The organism is Pseudomonas sp. (assembly GCF_048269965.1).
In the GTDB taxonomy this organism is placed as follows: Bacteria; Pseudomonadota; Gammaproteobacteria; order Pseudomonadales; family Pseudomonadaceae; genus Aquipseudomonas.
Genome location: NZ_JBLWTV010000009.1, coordinates 109,676 through 127,033 on the forward strand (window position 1 = coordinate 109,676; position 17,358 = coordinate 127,033).

Consider the following 17,358-nt stretch of genomic DNA (forward strand, 5'->3'; position numbering starts at 1 on the left):
CCCGAACCGTGCGGGCCCAAGGAGATGTGCAATGCCCTCCCTCGATAGCCTGAACTGCCGCCGCGAACTGAAAGTCGGCGACGCCACCTACCACTACTTCAGCCTGCCCGAAGCCGCCCAGCGCCTTGGCAACATCGACCGCCTGCCCAAGTCGCTCAAGGTGCTGCTGGAAAACCTGCTGCGCAACGAAGACGGCCAGACGGTGCAGCCGCAGGACCTGCAGGCCATGGTCGACTGGCTCGACCAGCGCGCCTCCGACCGCGAGATCCAGTACCGCCCGGCGCGCGTGTTGATGCAGGACTTCACCGGCGTACCGGCGGTGGTCGACCTGGCCGCCATGCGCGACGCCATGGCCAAGGCCGGCGGCGACCCACAGCGGATCAACCCGCTGTCGCCGGTGGATCTGGTCATCGACCATTCCGTGATGGTCGACCGCTACGCCTCCTCCAGCGCCTTCCATGACAACGTCGAACTGGAAATGCAGCGCAACGGCGAGCGCTACGCCTTTCTGCGCTGGGGCCAGCACGCCTTCGACAACTTCAGCGTGGTGCCGCCGGGCACCGGCATCTGCCACCAGGTCAACCTGGAGTACCTGGCGCGCACCGTGTGGACCAAGGAGGAAGATGGCGTCACCCTCGCCTACCCCGACACCCTGGTCGGCACCGACTCGCACACCACCATGATCAACGGCCTCGGCGTGCTCGGCTGGGGCGTCGGCGGCATCGAGGCGGAAGCGGCCATGCTCGGCCAGCCGGTGTCGATGCTGATTCCCGAAGTCATCGGCTTCAAGCTCAGCGGCAAGCTGAAAGAAGGCATCACCGCCACCGACCTGGTGCTCACCGTCACCCAGATGCTGCGCAAGAAGGGCGTGGTGGGCAAATTCGTCGAGTTCTACGGCGACGGCCTGGCCGACCTGCCCCTGGCCGACCGCGCCACCATCGCCAACATGGCCCCGGAATACGGCGCCACCTGCGGCTTCTTCCCGGTGGACGACATCACCCTCGGTTACCTGCGCCTGTCCGGCCGCCCGGACGCCACCGTGCAACTGGTCGAGGCCTACAGCAAGGCCCAGGGTCTGTGGCGTGAGCCAGGCGAAGAGCCCGTGTTCAGCGACAGCCTGAGCCTGGACATGGGCAGCGTCGAAGCCAGCCTGGCCGGGCCCAAGCGCCCGCAGGATCGCGTCTCGCTGGGCCAGGTCAACCAGGCCTTCGACGACTTCGTCGGCCTGCAGCTCAAGCCGAGCGCCAAGGAAGAGGGTCGCCTGCTCAGCGAAGGCGGCGGCGGCACGGCCGTCGGCGGCGACAAGCAGAGCGGCGAAATCGACTACCAGGACGACGGCCATACTCATCGCCTGAAAGACGGCGCCGTGGTGATCGCCGCCATCACCTCCTGCACCAACACCTCCAACCCCAGCGTGATGATGGCCGCCGGCCTGCTGGCCAAGAAGGCGGTGGAAAAAGGCCTGCAGCGCCAGCCCTGGGTGAAGAGCTCGCTGGCCCCCGGCTCCAAGGTGGTCACCGAATACTTCAACGCCGCCGGCCTGACGCCCTACCTGGAGAAACTCGGCTTCGACCTGGTGGGCTACGGCTGCACCACCTGCATCGGCAACTCCGGGCCGCTGCGCGAGCCCATCGAGAAAGCCATCACCCAGGCCGACCTGACCGTCGCCTCGGTGCTCTCCGGTAACCGCAACTTCGAGGGCCGCGTGCATCCGCTGGTGAAAACCAACTGGCTGGCCTCGCCGCCCCTGGTGGTCGCCTACGCCCTGGCCGGCAGCGTGCGCCTCGACCTGACGAGCGACGCCCTCGGCACCGGCAAGGACGGTCAGCCGGTCTATCTGAAGGACATCTGGCCGACCCAGGCCGAAATCAGTCAGGCCATCGCCCAGGTCGACACCGCCATGTTTCGCAAGGAATACGCCGAAGTCTTCGCCGGCGACGAGAAATGGCAGGCCATCGACGTGCCCAAGGCCGACACCTACGCCTGGCAGGGCGACTCCACCTACATCCAGCATCCGCCGTTCTTCGAAGACATCGCCGGCGATCCGCCGCGTATCACCGATATCCGCCAGGCGCGCATCCTCGCCCTGCTCGGCGACTCGGTGACCACCGACCACATCTCGCCGGCCGGCAACATCAAGGCTGACAGCCCGGCCGGGCGCTATCTGCGCGATAACGGCGTGGCCCAGGCCGACTTCAACTCCTACGGCTCGCGCCGCGGCAACCACGAAGTGATGATGCGCGGCACCTTCGCCAACATCCGTATCCGCAACGAAATGCTCGGTGGTGAGGAAGGCGGCAATACCCTGCACGTGCCCAGCGGCGAGAAGCTGGCGATCTACGACGCGGCCATGCGTTACCAGGCCGAAGGCACGCCGCTGCTGATCATCGCCGGCAAGGAATACGGCACCGGCTCCAGCCGCGACTGGGCGGCCAAGGGCACCAACCTGCTGGGGGTCAAGGCGGTGATCGCCGAAAGTTTCGAGCGCATCCACCGCTCCAACCTGGTGGGCATGGGCGTGCTGCCGCTGCAATTCAAACCCGGTACCGACCGCACCAGCCTCAAGCTGACCGGCAAGGAAGTGCTGGCCATCGAAGGTCTGGAAGGCGTCGAGCTGCGCCCACAGATGCCACTGACGCTGATCATCACCCGCGAAGACGGCACGCACGAGGAAGTCGAAGTGCTGTGCCGTATCGACACCCTCAACGAGGTCGAGTACTTCAAGGTCGGCGGCATCCTGCACTACGTGCTGCGCCAGATGATCGCCAACTGATGCACCTGCCCTGCCGCCACTGGCGGCAGGGCCTCCTTATCCGTCGAGCCAGAGATGGCCAACGCCGCGACAGAAACGTGACGCCGTTCAAAAAGCGTTTACACTCGCCGAAAATGGATTCAGCCCTCAACTTCGCCGCTCGCCGGCCGATGACAGGGCATTACAACGACGGATACCTGCCATGCGTAACAACCAGCCGGTCACTCAGCGTGAGCGCACCTTTCCTGCACAACAACGCCTGATATCCACCACCGACCTCAAAGGACAAATCAGCTACTGCAACGACGCCTTCGTCGAAGTCAGCGGCTTCACGCGCGAAGAACTGCTGCGCGCGCCACATAACATCGTGCGTCACCCTGACGTGCCGTCCGCCGTGTTCGAGCACATGTGGACGACCCTGAAGAAGGGCCGCCCGTGGATGGGCATCGTCAAGAACCGCTGCAAGAACGGCGACCACTACTGGGTCAACGCCTACGTCACGCCCGTGACCGAGAACAACCAGGTTGTCGGCTACGAATCCGTCCGTATCAAACCGACAGCCGAGCAGGTGCGCCGCGCCGAAACGCTGTACGCCCGCCTCAACGCCGGCAAATCGGCCGTACCGGCCAGCAACCAGTGGCTGCCCATCGTCCAGGCGTGGATGCCCTTCATCCTGGTCAGCCAGATCGGCTTCATGATCGGCCACTGGATGGGCAGCAACTGGGGCTTCATCCTCGCTGCCGTGCTCTCGGTGCCGCTGGGCCTGGCTGGCATCGCCTGGCAGACGCGCGGCGTCAAACGCCTGCTGCGCCTCGCCGAGCAAACCACTTCCGACCCGCTGATCGCGCAGATGTACACCGACAGCCGTGGCGCCGAAGCACGCCTGGAAATGGCCATGCTCAGCCAGGAAGCGCGCCTGAAAACCTGCCTCACCCGCCTGCAGGACACCGCCGAGCAACTGACCCTGCAAGCGCGTGAAGCCGACAAGCTCGCGCACAACAGCTCGGCCGGCCTCGAGCGCCAGCGCAGCGAGACCGAGCAGGTTGCCACCGCCGTCAACGAAATGGCCGCCACCACTCTGGAAGTGGCCAGCAACGTCGCCCGCACCGCCATCGCCACCCAGGAAGCCAACCGCCTGACCAGCGAAGGTCGCACCATCGCCGCAGAAACCCGTGAAGCCATCCAGCGCCTGTCGCAATCGGTGGGCGACACCGGCGAGACGGTTACCCGCCTGGCCCAGGACAGTAGCGAGATCGGCGGCGTGGTCGACGTGATCAAGGGCATCGCCGACCAGACCAACCTGCTCGCCCTCAACGCCGCCATCGAAGCCGCCCGCGCCGGCGAAATGGGCCGTGGCTTCGCCGTGGTGGCCGACGAGGTGCGTTCGCTGGCGCAACGCACCGCTGAATCCACCGAACAGATCCACGCACTGATCGCCAAACTGCAGCGCACTGCCGAAGAAGCCGTACTGACCATGGAAATCGGCCGCAAGCAGGCCGATGAAGGCGTCGAGCGCGTGCTGCAGGCCGATCAGGCGCTGTCCGGCATCAGCGACTCGGTGGCCAATATCGCCGACATGGCCAACCAGATCGCCGCAGCGGCGGAAGAGCAAAGCGCCGTCGCCGACGAGATCAACCAGAACATCACCACCATCGCCCAACTGGCAGACCAGACCGCCGGCGAAGCCAACGATACCGCCAAACTCAGCGAAGCCCTGACCAACACCGCACAGGGCCAATACGCCCTGGTCGAACGCTTCAACCGCTGAAACGAAAGGCGCAGCGGCTCACCGCTGCGCCTTCCCCTCCCCACCCCGCTTTTTGTAGGAGCGAGCTTGCTCGCGATCTTTCCTACGCCCTTCCCGACCATCCCCGCTTTCGCATAATTGACACTTGCCAGCCGTTATACGACATGGTGTATAACCTCCCAAACACCCCATCGCCTCGCTACCTCCCGCGAGCTAGAGAAGGATCTTGAAAATGGCCAGGAAGGTTATCCACAAAAATCGCCCGCAGGTTATGCACCATTTGGTGTCTATTTATAGTTAGGCCAAGAACATGCGCACACAACCATCTGTTGGTTACGTCAAAGATACTGGGACACCTATGGGGCGAGGTGTTTACGCCAGCCGGCCAATAACCTCTGGAGAAACTATAGAAATATGTCCAGTCATACTGATATCGGGAAACTTTGATGACCTACCCATGGAAATTCGCCGTATCGTTTTCGACTGGTCCGTTCTAGCAAAGACTGAAGGCGTTCATGCAATTGCCCTTGGATACGGCAGTATGTACAACCACGCAAATCCAGCAAACTTACGCTACGAGGCATGCGGTGGAGGTCAGTTTCTTCGATTCACGGCCGTCACTCCGATCGCTCAAGAAGCAGAGTTGACCGTGAACTACAACGCATTTGGGGGCTATCCGACCTCCGATGAAGACACTTGGTTTGAAAGTGTAGAAGTAGAACTAATAACGCGTAATTCAGAACTACCGCAAGCCTAATATGTGATATTCAAAATGTTCGCTTCGCTCACTGGGACGGGCTAAAGCCCGCCCTTAACCAAACGTTAGGAACTACGTATGTTCGAGTACCGCATTCACTATCTGGCTGACTGTGATGACGCCAACTGGAAAAAATACAGTTCAGAAATTCAGTTAAAAGTCGGCAACATCATTGATCTTGCTCGCGACTTTCATCATGTTGTTTGCGCTATAAAGCCCCAAAAGACCGGAACAAGAATTGACGCTTCAAAATTAGCTCAACATCCTGAAGAAGCACTGCTCCTAGCCCAGCAAGACGAATATTTTTAAAAAAGAAGGTAGCAGTAACGCCTAACTAGCGAAAAAAAATCGCTCGCCCCGCTCACTGCGGGCGATCCGAAGCCTACGCTTTAACCATGCACCAGATACCTATCGAGCCACCACATGAATAATCAGAAAATAGTAGTCCTGACCATCATCTTTGGTTTCGTCTCCTTATCTATATATAGCTGGTTCCCCACACCTGAGACAAAAGACTTAATTCGACTGACAATAAACTGCATTCTGTGCTGGTTTCTCTATAGAGGCGCAAACTGGTCGAGATGGGTTATGGCAGTGCCATCATTACTAGCAAGCGTCACTACAGCCACCATGCTTTTAAAAATACCAGCCCAAACAGCAGAACAGATAACAACTATGATTGGGTTAACCGTAATGTTCATCTTTTACAGCACAGCAGCCTTCGTTCTAATCAACCAAAAATTCATCAAGACCCATTTCATTTCAACCGAAACCTGACAATGCATCCAAATCACTCTCAATATTCACTGAGAAGGGCCAAAGCCCGGCCCTTAACCAATGCGCGGTAACAATCCCAATGCCTTTCCCAACCGATGAACACCAAGCCCTTCTAAACGTTAAAGGCGTAGGCCCTACTGTCGTGCAGCGACTCGAACAGATCGGCATAAACTCCTTGCAGGAATTGGCCGAAGCCAGCGTCAGCGATATCGTCACGGCGGTAGCCGGTCAGCTGGGCTCGACCTGCTGGAAAAACAGCCCGCAAGCACGCGCAGCTATTCAGGCGGCCATCGATCTGGCCAAATCACGTCAGTAACCTCCCTCTCTTTCATTGCCAAGGAACCCGGCATGCCTGCTCACGAGAAGATCAATTACGTCGAATACCCCAGCCGCGATCTGCCGGCCACCAAGGCCTTCTTCCAGGCCGCTTTCGGCTGGCGATTCACGGACTACGGCCCCGATTACGCAGCCTTCGCCGACGAAGGCCTGGATGGCGGTTTCTTCAGCGCCGAGATGTCCGCGCGCAGCGACAACGGCAGCGCGCTGATCGTGTTCTACAGCGCACAGCTGGAAGACACTCTGGCCAAGGTCGAGGCCGCCGGTGGGGAAATCGTCAAACCGATATTCTCCTTCCCCGGCGGCAGACGCTTTCACTTCGTCGAGCCGGGCGGCAACGAGTTTGCCGTGTGGTCGGAGCCGGACGGTCAGTAGTGGACCTCGGAAGCCAGCAACCGTCGTCTCGCGCAGACGGTGCAAAAGAGCAGAGGTCAGCTGATTCCAGTGCACGATGCCGTCGCTCTGCTGCGAACGCTTCCGACGCTGTCCGATGCCCGTTACGTGCGTGAGCTGGTGCTACCGGCCATCGCCGATGAGCGCTTCTGAATACAAGGAAACCCATGTCTGATCTCTCCGTGACACTGACAACCAATCGCCTCCTGCTGCGTCCTCTGCAAGCAGCGGACGCACCAACGCTGTTCGCGATCTTTTCCGATCCACAGGTCATGCAGTACTGGAATACCCCACCCTGGACCACCGAGGCCATGGCGCAGGACTTCATCCGCGCCGAGCAACAGGCCATGCACGATGGCCAACGCCTGACCCTGGCTATCGTCGACAGGGAAAGCGCCGAGCTGATAGGCAAATGCCTGCTGTTCAACTATCAGCCGGAGTCACGCCGCGCGGAGATCGGTTTTGGCATCGCCTCCTCTGCCTGGGGCAAGGGTTACGTTCAGGAAGCGGCCGGTGAGCTACTACGCCACGGGTTCGAAACCCTGGAGCTCAATCGCGTCGAATCCGAGATCGACCCGACCAATACCGCCTCCGGCCGCGCGCTTGAACGTTTGGGGTTCAGCCAGGAAGGATTGCTACGCCAGCGCTGGATCATCGACGGACAGGTCTCGGACTCGGCACTCTTTGGGCTACTGAGAGACGATTGGCGCAGCCGCGATAATCACCGGTAAACCGTTAGCAACAGGTGAATCCATGCAGAGAATCGACCATATCCGCCTGATGGCGCGCTACAACAGCTGGATGAACGAACGGCTCTACACAGCGGCTTCCACCCTGCCTGACGAAGCGCTGAGTGCCGAGCGGGGTGCGTTCTTCGGCTCGATCCTCGGCACGCTGAATCATCTGCTGGTGGCCGACCGTATCTGGCTGGGGCGCTACACCGCGCACCCGGCCAACTTCCGGGCACTGCAGGCGCTTGCAGGGCTGGAAAAGCCGACGCGCCTGGATCAACCGATGGGTGCGGATATACGCGAGCTGGCCGCACTGCGTAAACAGCTGGACAGTTGCATCGAAGCCCTGGCCACCGAGATGGGCGAAGAGCAGCTGGATCAGCCGCTGAGCTACCGCAACATGAAGGGTGTGGCCGCGCAAAAGCACTTCTTCGCCCTGCTGATGCACCTGTTCAACCACCAGACGCATCACCGCGGCCAGGCTACGACGCTACTAACCCAGGCGGGTGCGGATGTCGGGGTGACCGATCTGCTGACGCTGATCCCTGACGAGCCATGAAATTGAACAAGTACCCCAGCAAATGATGCGAGCACTCAAGTATTTGCTGATCACCCTCGGCGCAGTTCTATGCTCCGCTCTTGTGATTGCAGTGGCGTTTTTGATGGTGAGCATTGCCTCCACGGATACGGATGCCACTTATGAACTCAGAGGCCGCTACAAACCATCCACGGACGGCAAAACCTACCTGGTGATTGAACACGATAACGGTGGTGGCTGTGGAGCGCTCTCGGTAGACGACGAACACTGGCCTCACCAGCTTCACGAGGCCGGGGAGATAATGCCCGGGACGCGCACGATCAAGTGCGGTGGGGAAATCGATATCGAGATCAAGCCCGGCAACATCTACTACTTCAATTATTGGGGCCCGTAGGCACCGGAAAAACCGGTGCTCACGCGCTTTAGAGCCTGGCGCTGCAAAGGCTTCGCCCCGGGGCGGGGCTCCTACCGCATGGCGTCCAATAACCCTTGTAGAAGCAGCACCGCGCAGGGAATAGGCTCTCGCGTGGCGGCGATGTATCGGTTAACCGCACGACGGTGCCATATTTCCAGACGATGAGAGATCTCCTGCCACAGAGTTATTGTTACCCGCTCTTCTGGGACGTCAAAGCCCAGCCAGTTTCAGCCAGTGCGCGTAGAAACCCTCGGCCACCTGATTCAGTAACCTGACCTTCCCGCCCAGGTCGTCACGCATCTCGGCGATGCTCTGTTGGCTGGGCTGGCTGGCATCGAGCAGATGGGCCCAGTCATCGAGCCAGAGTTCGATCAGCTCTTTTGTCATCTCCGGATGGCCCTGCAACGCCAGCACCTTGTCACCCCAGGCGAAAGCCTGGTTATCACACCAACGACTGCTCAGCAGTGGCTGGGCGCCCTCAGGTAGCGCGAATGTGTCGCCATGCCACTGAAAAATACTGAACGCTGCGGGCACATGCGCCAGCCAGGGGCTATTGGCTGCCTCCGGGCGGCGTTGCATACGCTGCCAACCCGCCTCGGTGTAGGCCATACGGCGGATGCTGGCGCCCAGTGCCTTGGCCAGCAGCTGGCCGCCCAGGCAGTGACCGATGATGGGAATGTCACGTGCGATAAAGCGCTGCAGCGCAGCCACTTCGTCGGCGATCCAGGGTAGCGGGTCATTGACGCTCATCGGCCCGCCCATCACGGCGACCGCCTTGGGCAGCTCCAGGTCGTAGCCGCGCAACTCACCCAGATCGACGCGCAGCACGTCGAAACTGCAGCCACGCGCCTGCAGCACCTGCGCCAGGTGGGCTGGCGGGCAATAATCGATATGAGTCAGGATCAGAACATCGGCCATAGCTACCTCCGCCGCGCAGTCTGCGCGAGAAGGATTGGCAAGTCGAGGTGGGCTGGGAATTGAAGCCATCGGCCGGACAGCCGGCCGATGGTCTGTGGTGGGGAATACCGCTGCATTCACCTTTAACGCATGGCTGACGCTTTCACCTCCTGGGTAACGCCCCAGCCATCCATCTTGCCGCCCAGCGGGACGACGATGGACTCCAGGTCCTGTTCGAACTCGCCGATACCGGCATGGGTGGCATACATCACTTTGCTAATCTGCAGGTGCCAGATGCCGTCCTCACGGGCGGATATCTGAGCGTTGAGCGACTCGCCGCGAAAGTTTCTGGCCGCCGTTCTGGCCCGTTCTTCGTCGGGAAAGATGGCGTAGAACTCGATCGGGTGAAACTGGGCGAAGTCGAATCCCCCTTCTTTCATCCGACGCAGCACCGACGTGCTGGAGTCTTCGTGGAAGGCTGTGCTCATAAACGACCCCCTCTCAGGCTATGGATGGATTAACCGCTTTCCCAATGCGACCGTCCTGCGGACGGTGTCGCGGCTCTTACCGGAAACCTCTGAAAACGCCCTGCGTTTACAGATGCACCCAAGTGGCGCCGCCCCGAGAATCGAGCAGATGCTCGATGTGTCTACTGCAAGCGTATCGACGACTGCCCGGCAGAACACCGAACTGAAACCGTCTCCCGTAGAGTAGCTGCTACGAGAGAGATTCGCGCTATACAGAAAGCCTTTGTGACAAAACCGGCGACCAGCGGCAATTGGCCAGCCTGAACGCCTCGCCCGAACTCACGGGCGACTCAGCCAGGCCATCAGCAATCTGTTGATCCAGCCCGGGGTGATCTGCCCAAGGCTGAACAGCAGCCCGAACTGCAGCCCCACCGGGCGATGCACGGTGCTGGCATGGGCCTGCTTCCAGGCTGCTTCGGCGATCTGCTCGGCCTCCAGGCGCACGCCCAGACGGCGCATCACCGGTGGACGCTGCGTCTGGCTGCGAACCATCGGCGTGTTGACGAACGGCGGCATCAGGTCACCCACGCGGATGCCGTGTTCGCGCCACTCCAGCTCCAGCGCCTCGGTCAGTCCCCGTACGGCGAACTTGCTGGCCGAATAACTGGCCAGCTGTGGCACACCGTAGAGCCCCGAGGCCGAGCCCATGTTGATCACCTGCGCCTCTGGCGTGGTCTTGAGATAGGCGAAAGCCGCATGACAGAGGTTGAGCACGCCGAGCACATTGATCTGTACCAGACGCGCGTGCTGCTCCTGCTCGATATCGGCGAAGGCGCCGGTGCGCAGAATGCCCGCGCCATTGAACAGCAGGCGCAACTGGCCGCCGCTCAGCGCGCAGAAATCGGCCAGCGCGGCTTTCACCGCTGCGGCATCGACCACATCCAGCGGCGCATGCCAGGCGCCGCCCAGCTCCGTGGCCAAGGCTGCCAGCGCCCGTTCATCGACATCGAGCAACCCGACGCGCCAGCCCCGCGCGTGAAACAGCCGCGCGGTGGCGGCGCCAATGCCCGATGCGGCGCCACTGATAAGGATATTGTTCATCACACCCCCCGCTCACGGAGAAAGGCCACCACGCGGGCGATGGCGTAATCCGCCGCACGCAGCATGCCGACATGCGCCTGGAACACGTGCCACAACCCCGGATAACGCTCCAGACGCACGTCCACTCCGGCCGCCCTGGCACGCTCGGCCAGGCGCAGGCTGTCGTTGAGCAGCAACTCGTCTTCGCCCACCTGGATCAGCGTCGGTGGCAGGCAGCCAAGATCGGCGAACAGCGGCGACAGGCCCGGATCGGCGCGCGGCAGGTCGGCCGGGCAATACAGCTGCGCAGCCTGCTCGACCCAGCTGGGGTGGAGCAGTGGGTCGCCGGCTGGCGGCTCGTGCATCTGCTCGCCGGTGAAATCGGTGACCGGCGAGAAGCACACCAGTGCGGCAGGCGCCGGCAGGCCGAGTTCGAGGATGCGCAGGCAACAGACCAGACTCAGGTTGCCGCCCGCCGAGTCTCCACCAATGGCGATCTGTTCGGCTCTATGGCCGGCCTCCAATAACGCCTGGTAAGCCGTCACCCCATCATCGCGCGCTGCCGGGTAGGGATGCTCCGGCGCCAGGCGGTAATCCAGCGCGCAGACCTCCAGGGCAGCGCGTTTGGCCAGGCTGGCGCAAATGCCCCGGTGCGTGTCAGGCCCGCCGATCATGAAGGCGCCGCCGTGCAGATAAAGCAGCACGCTGCCAGTGCTGGCTGGCGGTCGATGCCACTCGCAGGGGCGCCCGGCCAGGGTATCGGCGCTGCGGCTGACTCCGCGCGGCGCCAGGGTGATGGCGGTGAGTGCACGCAGCACACGACGCTGCCCGGCCACCGGCATCGGCGGCCGTACCAGGCTGCGGAAGAACAGACGCAGAAAACCGCGCAACAGGCCGCGCAGCAGCATCTGCTCGGCAGCGGGGGCTTTGAAGTCAGCGGACGCAGTCATAGTCGGCAAGCTCCGGAGTACGGGTCATCAGGCGATAGGTGAAGGTGAACCCCGGCCAGTTGTTGGTGTGCTTGCCGGTAGCGGTCTTGTACCAGCTGTCGCAGCCCTGTTCCCATATCGTTCGATGAGTCGCCTGCTGCAACTCGGCGTTGTAGTGCCGTTGCACCGTCGGCCGCAGATCGAGGTAGCGCAGCCCCTGTTCGCGCAGCGCCTGCAGGCAGCCCAGCACGTAGGCGTACTGGCTCTCGAGCATATAGAGAATGGAGTTGTGGCCGAGGTTGGTGTTCGGCCCGTAGAGCAGGAACAGATTGGGAAAGCCGCTGACACTGATGCCCTTGTAGGCCTCGGCGCCCTCCTTCCAGGCCTGGTTCAGCTCCAGCCCATCGAGGCCACGAATGCGCATCGGCGCGAGGAAATCGGTGGCGGTGAAACCGGTGCCGTAGATCAGCACATCGCAGGGATGCTCACGACCATCGGCCGTCACCAACGACTGCTCGCGCACCTCGCGAATCGCCGCGTCGACGATCTCGACATTGGCCTGCGCCAGCGCCGGGAAGTAATCGTTGCTGATCAGGATGCGCTTGCAGCCCATGGGATAGTCCGGCTGCAACTGCGCACGCTTGCCAGCATCGGGCATCTGCCGTTGCAGATGGCGGGTGAAGCTATGACGAAACAGGCGCATCAACCAGGGGAAGCGGATAAAGGCCAGCGCCCGGCCCTCGTGATGCAGGTATTGCAGGAGGCGGTCGGCGCGTTGCAGCAGGGGCAAACGCTGTTTGAGGGCGATCTCCCAAGGACTATAGGCACGATCCGGCTTGGCCAGCACATAAGCCGCCGAGCGCTGGAACAGGCTCAGGCTGGCGACCTTCGGCTGGATCTGCGGTACGAACTGGATCGCCGAAGCGCCGGTGCCGATCACCGCCACACGCTTGCCGGTCAGATCCAGGTCATGCCGCCAGCGCGCCGAATGAAAAGCCTCGCCGCGAAAATGCTCCAGGCCGGGCAGTTTCGGGTAGGCCGGCCGATTGAGCTGGCCGCAGGCACTGACCAGCGCCTGCGTCTCGATCACTTCGCCCCCCGCCAGTTCGACGCGCCAGATACCGCGCGCGGCATCGAACTCGGCACCGAGCACTTCGCTGTTCAGGCGGATGTGCGGGCGCAACCGGTGTTTCTCCACGCACTGCAGGATATAGGTGTGAATTTCCGCCTGCGGCGCGAACTTGCGCGACCAGTCGTGCTTGGGCTCGAAGGAAAAGGAATACAGGTGCGAAGGCACATCGCAGGCGGCGCCCGGGTAGCTGTTGTCGCGCCAGGTGCCGCCGACCTCGCCGGCCTTTTCCAGCAACAGGAAGTCGTCCTCGCCGGCCTTGCGCAGCTGCATGGCCAAGCCCAGACCGGCAAAACCGCTGCCGATGATCAACACGCGCCAGGGCGCGTTCGTACGGGGGTTGTTATTCATTGTGGTCTCCCCAACCCGTGTATGACGATGAGTCGATGCTACTTGCCTCGCCACACCGAGGTTATGGCATAGTCGGCCAGGATATTGTGATTTTCGGACAATCCATGTCAGCCCCCTGGCCTGCACGACGCAGCATCATCAGTCTCCAGTTGCTCACTCAACTGGGGCTCGACCTTGGCCTGAGCCTGGACCGATGCCTGCATGAAACGGAGCTCAGTCCGGTGCAACTGGCCAGCTTGAATTGGGAGATCGACGCGCAGCGCGAACTGCAGCTGATCGCCAACCTGATCGAGGCGCTGCCCGACGTTGGCGACCTTGGCTTGCAGGCCGGGCGGCGCTACCACCTGACCACTTACGGTGCCTGGGGTTACGCCATTCTCAGCAGCGCCACGGTACGCCAGGCCGCCGAGCTGGGGCTGCGCTATCACGGCCTGACCTATGCCTTCACCCGCATCAGCCTGAACGTGGATGACGCCGTCGCCAGCCTGAACTTCGACGACAGCGCCCTACCCCCGACACTGCATGACTTCATCGTGCAGCGCGACATGCTCGGTGCCCTGGTGGTCGTGCGCGAGCTGCTCGGCAGCACACTGCGATTGCTGAATGTGGAACTGCGCCAGGCGGCGCCGGCTGACGTTTCGCCCTTCATCACTGCCTTTGGCCAGATGCCGCACTTTGGCGCGGCGCACAATCGCCTGGGCTTTGACGCCGCCCTGCTGGACAACCCACTGCCACGGGCCAATCCGCAACTGGTCAGTGCTTGCGAGCAGCAATGCCAGGCGTTGCTGACGCGCCACCAATGGCATCAGGGCCTGGCCGGGCGGGTGCGTCAGTTACTGTTGCAGTCGCCGGGGCGGATCGCCGACATGGAACAGGTCGCAGAGCGCCTGCACCTGAGCAGCCGCACCCTGCGCCGGCGCCTGATCGAAGAAGATACGAGCTTTCGCGCCCTGCAGGATGAAGTGCGCCAGGCGCTGGCCGAAGAGCTGCTGGATGCCGGCGGCCTGAGCCTGGAGGAAATCGCCGAGCGCCTGGGTTACGGCGAGCTGTCGAACTTCATCCACGCCTTCAAGCGCTGGAAAGGCATCACGCCCGGGCGTTATCAACGTGGCTCCTAGGGTGCCGTTGAGCCGTGCTGCCATGTATCGCCGCTGGCTCCCCTGGTGCGCGCGGCGCACCCTACGACAAGCCCGTGCGCCTGGAACGCGCTTCATGTAGGGTGCGCCGTGCGCACCGCGCCCCCGCACACAGGCAAGATCGCCGCAGTTTGAAAGTCATCTTCACGCTGACAAGGCGCAAACGCCGCGCTAGGGTGCCAGCCATGAACATCATCACGCTGCTTCTGCCCTACCAACCGCCCTGGGACTGGCAACAGTTCCACAGCCATTTCGCCCTGCGCGCGATTCCCGGGCTGGAGTCACTGAGCGCGGACAGCTACAGCCGCGGCTTCAGCCTCGACGGCACACCCGGCTGGTTTCGGGTTGCCCCGTTGCCAGGGCAGAACGCGCTGGAACTGCGCTGCCGCCTGGCCTCGCCCGCACACCTCGAGCAACTCGAACAACGCGTGCGGCGCATGTTCGATCTCGACAGCGAGCCCGAAGCGATTGCCCTGCACCTGAGCGCTGACGAACTGCTCGCGCCGCTGCTGCGACGCAATCCCGGCCTGCGCCTGCCGGTGGCCTTCGATCCGTTCGAGCAGGCGGTGCGCGCCATCGTCGGCCAGCAGGTCACGGTCAAGGCGGCGGTCACCATAGTCGGGCGCCTGGTACAGCGTGTCGGTACGTCGATCGAGACGCCGGAAACGCTGGGCATCAGCCATCTGTTCCCCTCACCGCAAGCGCTTGCCGAGGCCGATCTGACTGGCATCGGCATGCCCGGCAAACGCGTGCAGTGCCTGCAGCAGTTCGCCGCGCGCATTGCCGATGGCAGCCTGAAACTGCACCTGGCCGATGGCAGTGCAGCACTGATCGAGCAGCTGTGCGCCCTGCCGGGCATCGGCCCATGGACGGCGGAATACATCGCCCTGCGCGCGTTCGGCGAGGCTGACGCCTTTCCCGCCAGCGACCTGGGTCTGCTCAAGGCGCCGGTGTGGGGAACGCAAGGTATCGATGCGCGCCGCCTGAAAGCGCGCGCCGAAGCCTGGCGCCCGTGGCGCGCTTATGCAGCGGCGCATCTCTGGCATAACTATTCGGGAGGCTGAAATCATGCATTACCGCTACCACGACAGCCCCGTCGGTCCGCTGCTGATCGCAGCCGACGACAGCGGCCTGCAACTGTTGCTGATGGAGCTGGACAGCCGGCCCTGGCGCATCGAAGACCATTGGCAGCCCGCTGGCCGTGAGCTGGACGCCGTGTGCAGCCAGCTCGATGAATACTTCGCCGGCAAGCGCCGTCAGTTCGAATTGCGCCTGGCGCCGCGGGGCACGGCATTTCAGCAGGCGGTCTGGCAGGCGCTGTTGGCCATTCCCTACGGCCGCACCTGCAGCTATTCGGAGCTGGCCAATGTGATCGGCAGGCCGCAGGCAGTACGCGCGGTGGGGACGGCCAATGGCGCCAATCCCCTCTCCATCATCGTGCCCTGCCACCGCGTGATCGGCCGAGACGGCAGCCTCACCGGCTATGCCGGTGGCCTGCCGCGCAAGCAGCAGTTGCTGGAGCTCGAGGGCGTGTTGCAGCCGGCTCAGGCGCAACTGGCTTTGTAGCCTAGGGCGCGGGTATGCGCGCCAGAGGCTCGGCACGCGGGCGCAGTGGCAACGCCAGGATCAGCCCTTCGCCCGAGGCCGGAAAGATACCGGTCAGGGCGGTGATATTGACCTGATGGGAAACCAGCACCAACGGCGCGCCAGCCGGCAGCTGGTTGATCGAGCGAATCAGCTCGGCGGTCTGCTCGGCGCCTTGCTCGCGCTTGCCGAAGAACGAATCCAGCGCAGCGAAGGGTTGTACCGGACCGCGCTGCAGGTTGCTGGCCGTGTCCAGCGCGCGGCACCAGCGACTGCTGAGAAGACGCGGCTGCTCGATCCCCTGACGCGCGAGCAGTTCGCCCCAACGCCGGGCCTCGGCACGCCCTTGAGCGTTGAGGTTGCGCTGGGTGTCGCATTGTCCCAGGCGAAAGTTCGCCGGGTCGCCCGTACCCGGCGCAGTGGCGTGACGCATGAGTAGCAGCGCGCGGCCTTCGCGCACGGCCTGCCAGGCGTTGGCATCATCTGCTGCCACACTGAACAGTGGCAGCAACGCCAAGGCCAGCAACCACAGGCGAGTCATATTCTGACGTTGCCGCGCGGCCCCATCAGCGCCCAGATGATCAGACCGATCACCGGCAACAGCACGATCAGCAGAATCCACAGAATCTTGATTCCGGTTTCCGCGTTGCTCTTGACCACGTTGATGATGGCCCAGATATCCAGGGCCAGGATGACCAGGCCGATCAGCCCATTGAAGGTGGAACCCATGACGACACTCCTGTCCGAGAGGTTGCCTGCATAGCATAGTCGCTGATTGGCTGGGGTTCGCTCAGTCCCCCAGGCGCGGAAAGCGGCTGGCGATATCGTCACCGGTGCGCTCTGGCGTTTCTTCACTCGGGCTCAGACGCAGCGCCAGCACATGCGGCTCCTCACCGAGGTCGAACCAGTGACGCGTGCCAGCCGGCAGCGTCAGCAGGTCGCCACGCTCGCCCTGCAGCACGTATACGTAACCATCCAGATGCACGCTGAGCTGGGCGAAACCACCCAGGAACAACCAGGTACTGGCGCTAGACTGCACTTGCTCGTCCAGATGACGCGCGCGCAGCTCCAGTTTCTGCGGATGATTGCGCTGCAGGTTGAACAGCTCCTGCTGCACATGCCCTTCCTTGCCCATGAATGCCTGCAGCCACAGGCCATAGGCCGCGTCGAACTCGGCTTGCTCGCAACCGGGGCGCAACGCAGCCGGCAGCTCCATCTGGCGATAGTCGATGCCCACCGCCGCCAGCGTGCTGGCGATATCGTCGGCGTGATTGAGCACCTTGTTCGGCAACTCCGGGGACCTGTGCAGGTGGACGGCGAGACTGCTCATGGAGGGTTC

The 17,358-nt window shown here is 62.7% G+C and carries 22 protein-coding genes; 14 read left to right on the top strand and 8 right to left on the bottom strand.

Annotated features, from left to right (window positions below):
* Positions 1–31 precede the first annotated feature (31 nt).
* From acnA to ACN0X6_RS12880, 11 genes are all read left to right on the top strand, one after another.
* Entirely contained in the window at positions 32–2,773 is a 2,742-nt protein-coding gene (gene acnA / locus ACN0X6_RS12830; protein ID WP_417704389.1) for an aconitate hydratase AcnA, read from the top strand.
* A gap of 181 nt (positions 2,774–2,954) precedes the next feature.
* The gene (locus ACN0X6_RS12835) at positions 2,955–4,520 is read left to right on the top strand and encodes a PAS domain-containing methyl-accepting chemotaxis protein (RefSeq protein ID WP_417704391.1); all 1,566 of its coding nucleotides are present in this window, start codon (positions 2,955–2,957) and stop codon (positions 4,518–4,520) included.
* 337 nt (positions 4,521–4,857) lie between these two features.
* A complete protein-coding gene (locus tag ACN0X6_RS12840; protein WP_417704510.1) occupies positions 4,858–5,256 on the top strand; it encodes an SET domain-containing protein-lysine N-methyltransferase in 399 nt (132 codons plus the stop codon).
* A gap of 78 nt (positions 5,257–5,334) precedes the next feature.
* Entirely contained in the window at positions 5,335–5,565 is a 231-nt protein-coding gene (locus ACN0X6_RS12845) for a hypothetical protein (RefSeq protein ID WP_417704393.1), read from the top strand.
* 114 nt (positions 5,566–5,679) lie between these two features.
* Positions 5,680–6,033: a hypothetical protein gene (locus ACN0X6_RS12850; protein WP_417704395.1), complete on the top strand. Its 354-nt coding sequence runs from the start codon at positions 5,680–5,682 to the stop codon at positions 6,031–6,033.
* 79 nt (positions 6,034–6,112) lie between these two features.
* The gene (locus ACN0X6_RS12855; RefSeq protein ID WP_079783468.1) at positions 6,113–6,349 is read left to right on the top strand and encodes a helix-hairpin-helix domain-containing protein; all 237 of its coding nucleotides are present in this window, start codon (positions 6,113–6,115) and stop codon (positions 6,347–6,349) included.
* A 32-nt stretch (positions 6,350–6,381) separates the two neighbouring features.
* Entirely contained in the window at positions 6,382–6,744 is a 363-nt protein-coding gene (locus ACN0X6_RS12860; RefSeq protein WP_395506041.1) for a VOC family protein, read from the top strand.
* 39 nt (positions 6,745–6,783) lie between these two features.
* Entirely contained in the window at positions 6,784–6,915 is a 132-nt protein-coding gene (locus ACN0X6_RS12865) for a hypothetical protein (RefSeq protein ID WP_417704398.1), read from the top strand.
* A 14-nt stretch (positions 6,916–6,929) separates the two neighbouring features.
* The gene (locus ACN0X6_RS12870) at positions 6,930–7,493 is read left to right on the top strand and encodes a GNAT family N-acetyltransferase (protein ID WP_417704400.1); all 564 of its coding nucleotides are present in this window, start codon (positions 6,930–6,932) and stop codon (positions 7,491–7,493) included.
* Positions 7,494–7,515: 22 nt separating this feature from the next.
* On the top strand, positions 7,516–8,052 hold the full coding sequence (locus ACN0X6_RS12875; RefSeq protein WP_417704402.1) for a DinB family protein: 537 nt from the start codon (positions 7,516–7,518) through the stop codon (positions 8,050–8,052).
* 22 nt (positions 8,053–8,074) lie between these two features.
* Positions 8,075–8,425: a hypothetical protein gene (locus ACN0X6_RS12880; protein ID WP_417704403.1), complete on the top strand. Its 351-nt coding sequence runs from the start codon at positions 8,075–8,077 to the stop codon at positions 8,423–8,425.
* Positions 8,426–8,656: 231 nt separating this feature from the next.
* Here ACN0X6_RS12880 and ACN0X6_RS12885 read toward each other — a convergent pair whose 3' ends face one another.
* The 5 genes from ACN0X6_RS12885 to ACN0X6_RS12905 all read right to left on the bottom strand — a co-directional run bounded on the left by ACN0X6_RS12885 (position 8,657) and on the right by ACN0X6_RS12905 (position 13,299).
* Positions 8,657–9,364: a type 1 glutamine amidotransferase gene (locus ACN0X6_RS12885; protein ID WP_417704405.1), complete on the bottom strand. Its 708-nt coding sequence runs from the start codon at positions 9,362–9,364 to the stop codon at positions 8,657–8,659.
* A gap of 122 nt (positions 9,365–9,486) precedes the next feature.
* The gene (locus tag ACN0X6_RS12890; protein ID WP_417704407.1) at positions 9,487–9,831 is read right to left on the bottom strand and encodes a ribonuclease E inhibitor RraB; all 345 of its coding nucleotides are present in this window, start codon (positions 9,829–9,831) and stop codon (positions 9,487–9,489) included.
* A 318-nt stretch (positions 9,832–10,149) separates the two neighbouring features.
* Positions 10,150–10,911: an SDR family oxidoreductase gene (locus ACN0X6_RS12895; protein WP_417704409.1), complete on the bottom strand. Its 762-nt coding sequence runs from the start codon at positions 10,909–10,911 to the stop codon at positions 10,150–10,152.
* Positions 10,911–11,840, bottom strand: a complete 930-nt coding sequence (locus ACN0X6_RS12900; protein ID WP_417704411.1) for an alpha/beta hydrolase — start codon at positions 11,838–11,840, stop codon at positions 10,911–10,913. Before ACN0X6_RS12900 ends, ACN0X6_RS12895 begins: the two co-directional genes overlap by 1 nt.
* A complete protein-coding gene (locus ACN0X6_RS12905) occupies positions 11,824–13,299 on the bottom strand; it encodes a flavin-containing monooxygenase (protein ID WP_417704412.1) in 1,476 nt (491 codons plus the stop codon). The genes ACN0X6_RS12900 and ACN0X6_RS12905 overlap by 17 nt, the downstream gene beginning before the upstream one ends.
* Before the next feature lie 104 nt (positions 13,300–13,403).
* Between ACN0X6_RS12905 and ACN0X6_RS12910 the strand changes: the two genes are divergently transcribed.
* The 3 genes from ACN0X6_RS12910 (at position 13,404) to ACN0X6_RS12920 (ending at position 16,001) form a co-directional block, all read left to right on the top strand.
* Entirely contained in the window at positions 13,404–14,417 is a 1,014-nt protein-coding gene (locus ACN0X6_RS12910) for an AraC family transcriptional regulator (RefSeq protein ID WP_417704413.1), read from the top strand.
* A gap of 203 nt (positions 14,418–14,620) precedes the next feature.
* Positions 14,621–15,499: a DNA-3-methyladenine glycosylase family protein gene (locus tag ACN0X6_RS12915; protein WP_417704415.1), complete on the top strand. Its 879-nt coding sequence runs from the start codon at positions 14,621–14,623 to the stop codon at positions 15,497–15,499.
* A 4-nt stretch (positions 15,500–15,503) separates the two neighbouring features.
* Positions 15,504–16,001 (top strand): methylated-DNA--[protein]-cysteine S-methyltransferase, encoded by a 498-nt coding sequence (locus tag ACN0X6_RS12920; RefSeq protein ID WP_417704416.1) that lies wholly within the window; start codon positions 15,504–15,506, stop codon positions 15,999–16,001.
* Position 16,002: 1 nt separating this feature from the next.
* On the opposite strand, the gene ACN0X6_RS12925 is transcribed toward ACN0X6_RS12920, so the two are convergent.
* The 3 genes from ACN0X6_RS12925 to ACN0X6_RS12935 all read right to left on the bottom strand — a co-directional run bounded on the left by ACN0X6_RS12925 (position 16,003) and on the right by ACN0X6_RS12935 (position 17,349).
* The gene (locus tag ACN0X6_RS12925) at positions 16,003–16,560 is read right to left on the bottom strand and encodes a histidine phosphatase family protein (protein WP_417704418.1); all 558 of its coding nucleotides are present in this window, start codon (positions 16,558–16,560) and stop codon (positions 16,003–16,005) included.
* A complete protein-coding gene (locus ACN0X6_RS12930) occupies positions 16,557–16,748 on the bottom strand; it encodes a PLDc N-terminal domain-containing protein (protein WP_037002762.1) in 192 nt (63 codons plus the stop codon). The genes ACN0X6_RS12925 and ACN0X6_RS12930 overlap by 4 nt, the downstream gene beginning before the upstream one ends.
* Positions 16,749–16,809: 61 nt before the next feature.
* On the bottom strand, positions 16,810–17,349 hold the full coding sequence (locus ACN0X6_RS12935) for an acireductone dioxygenase (protein WP_417704420.1): 540 nt from the start codon (positions 17,347–17,349) through the stop codon (positions 16,810–16,812).
* Positions 17,350–17,358 lie beyond the last annotated feature (9 nt).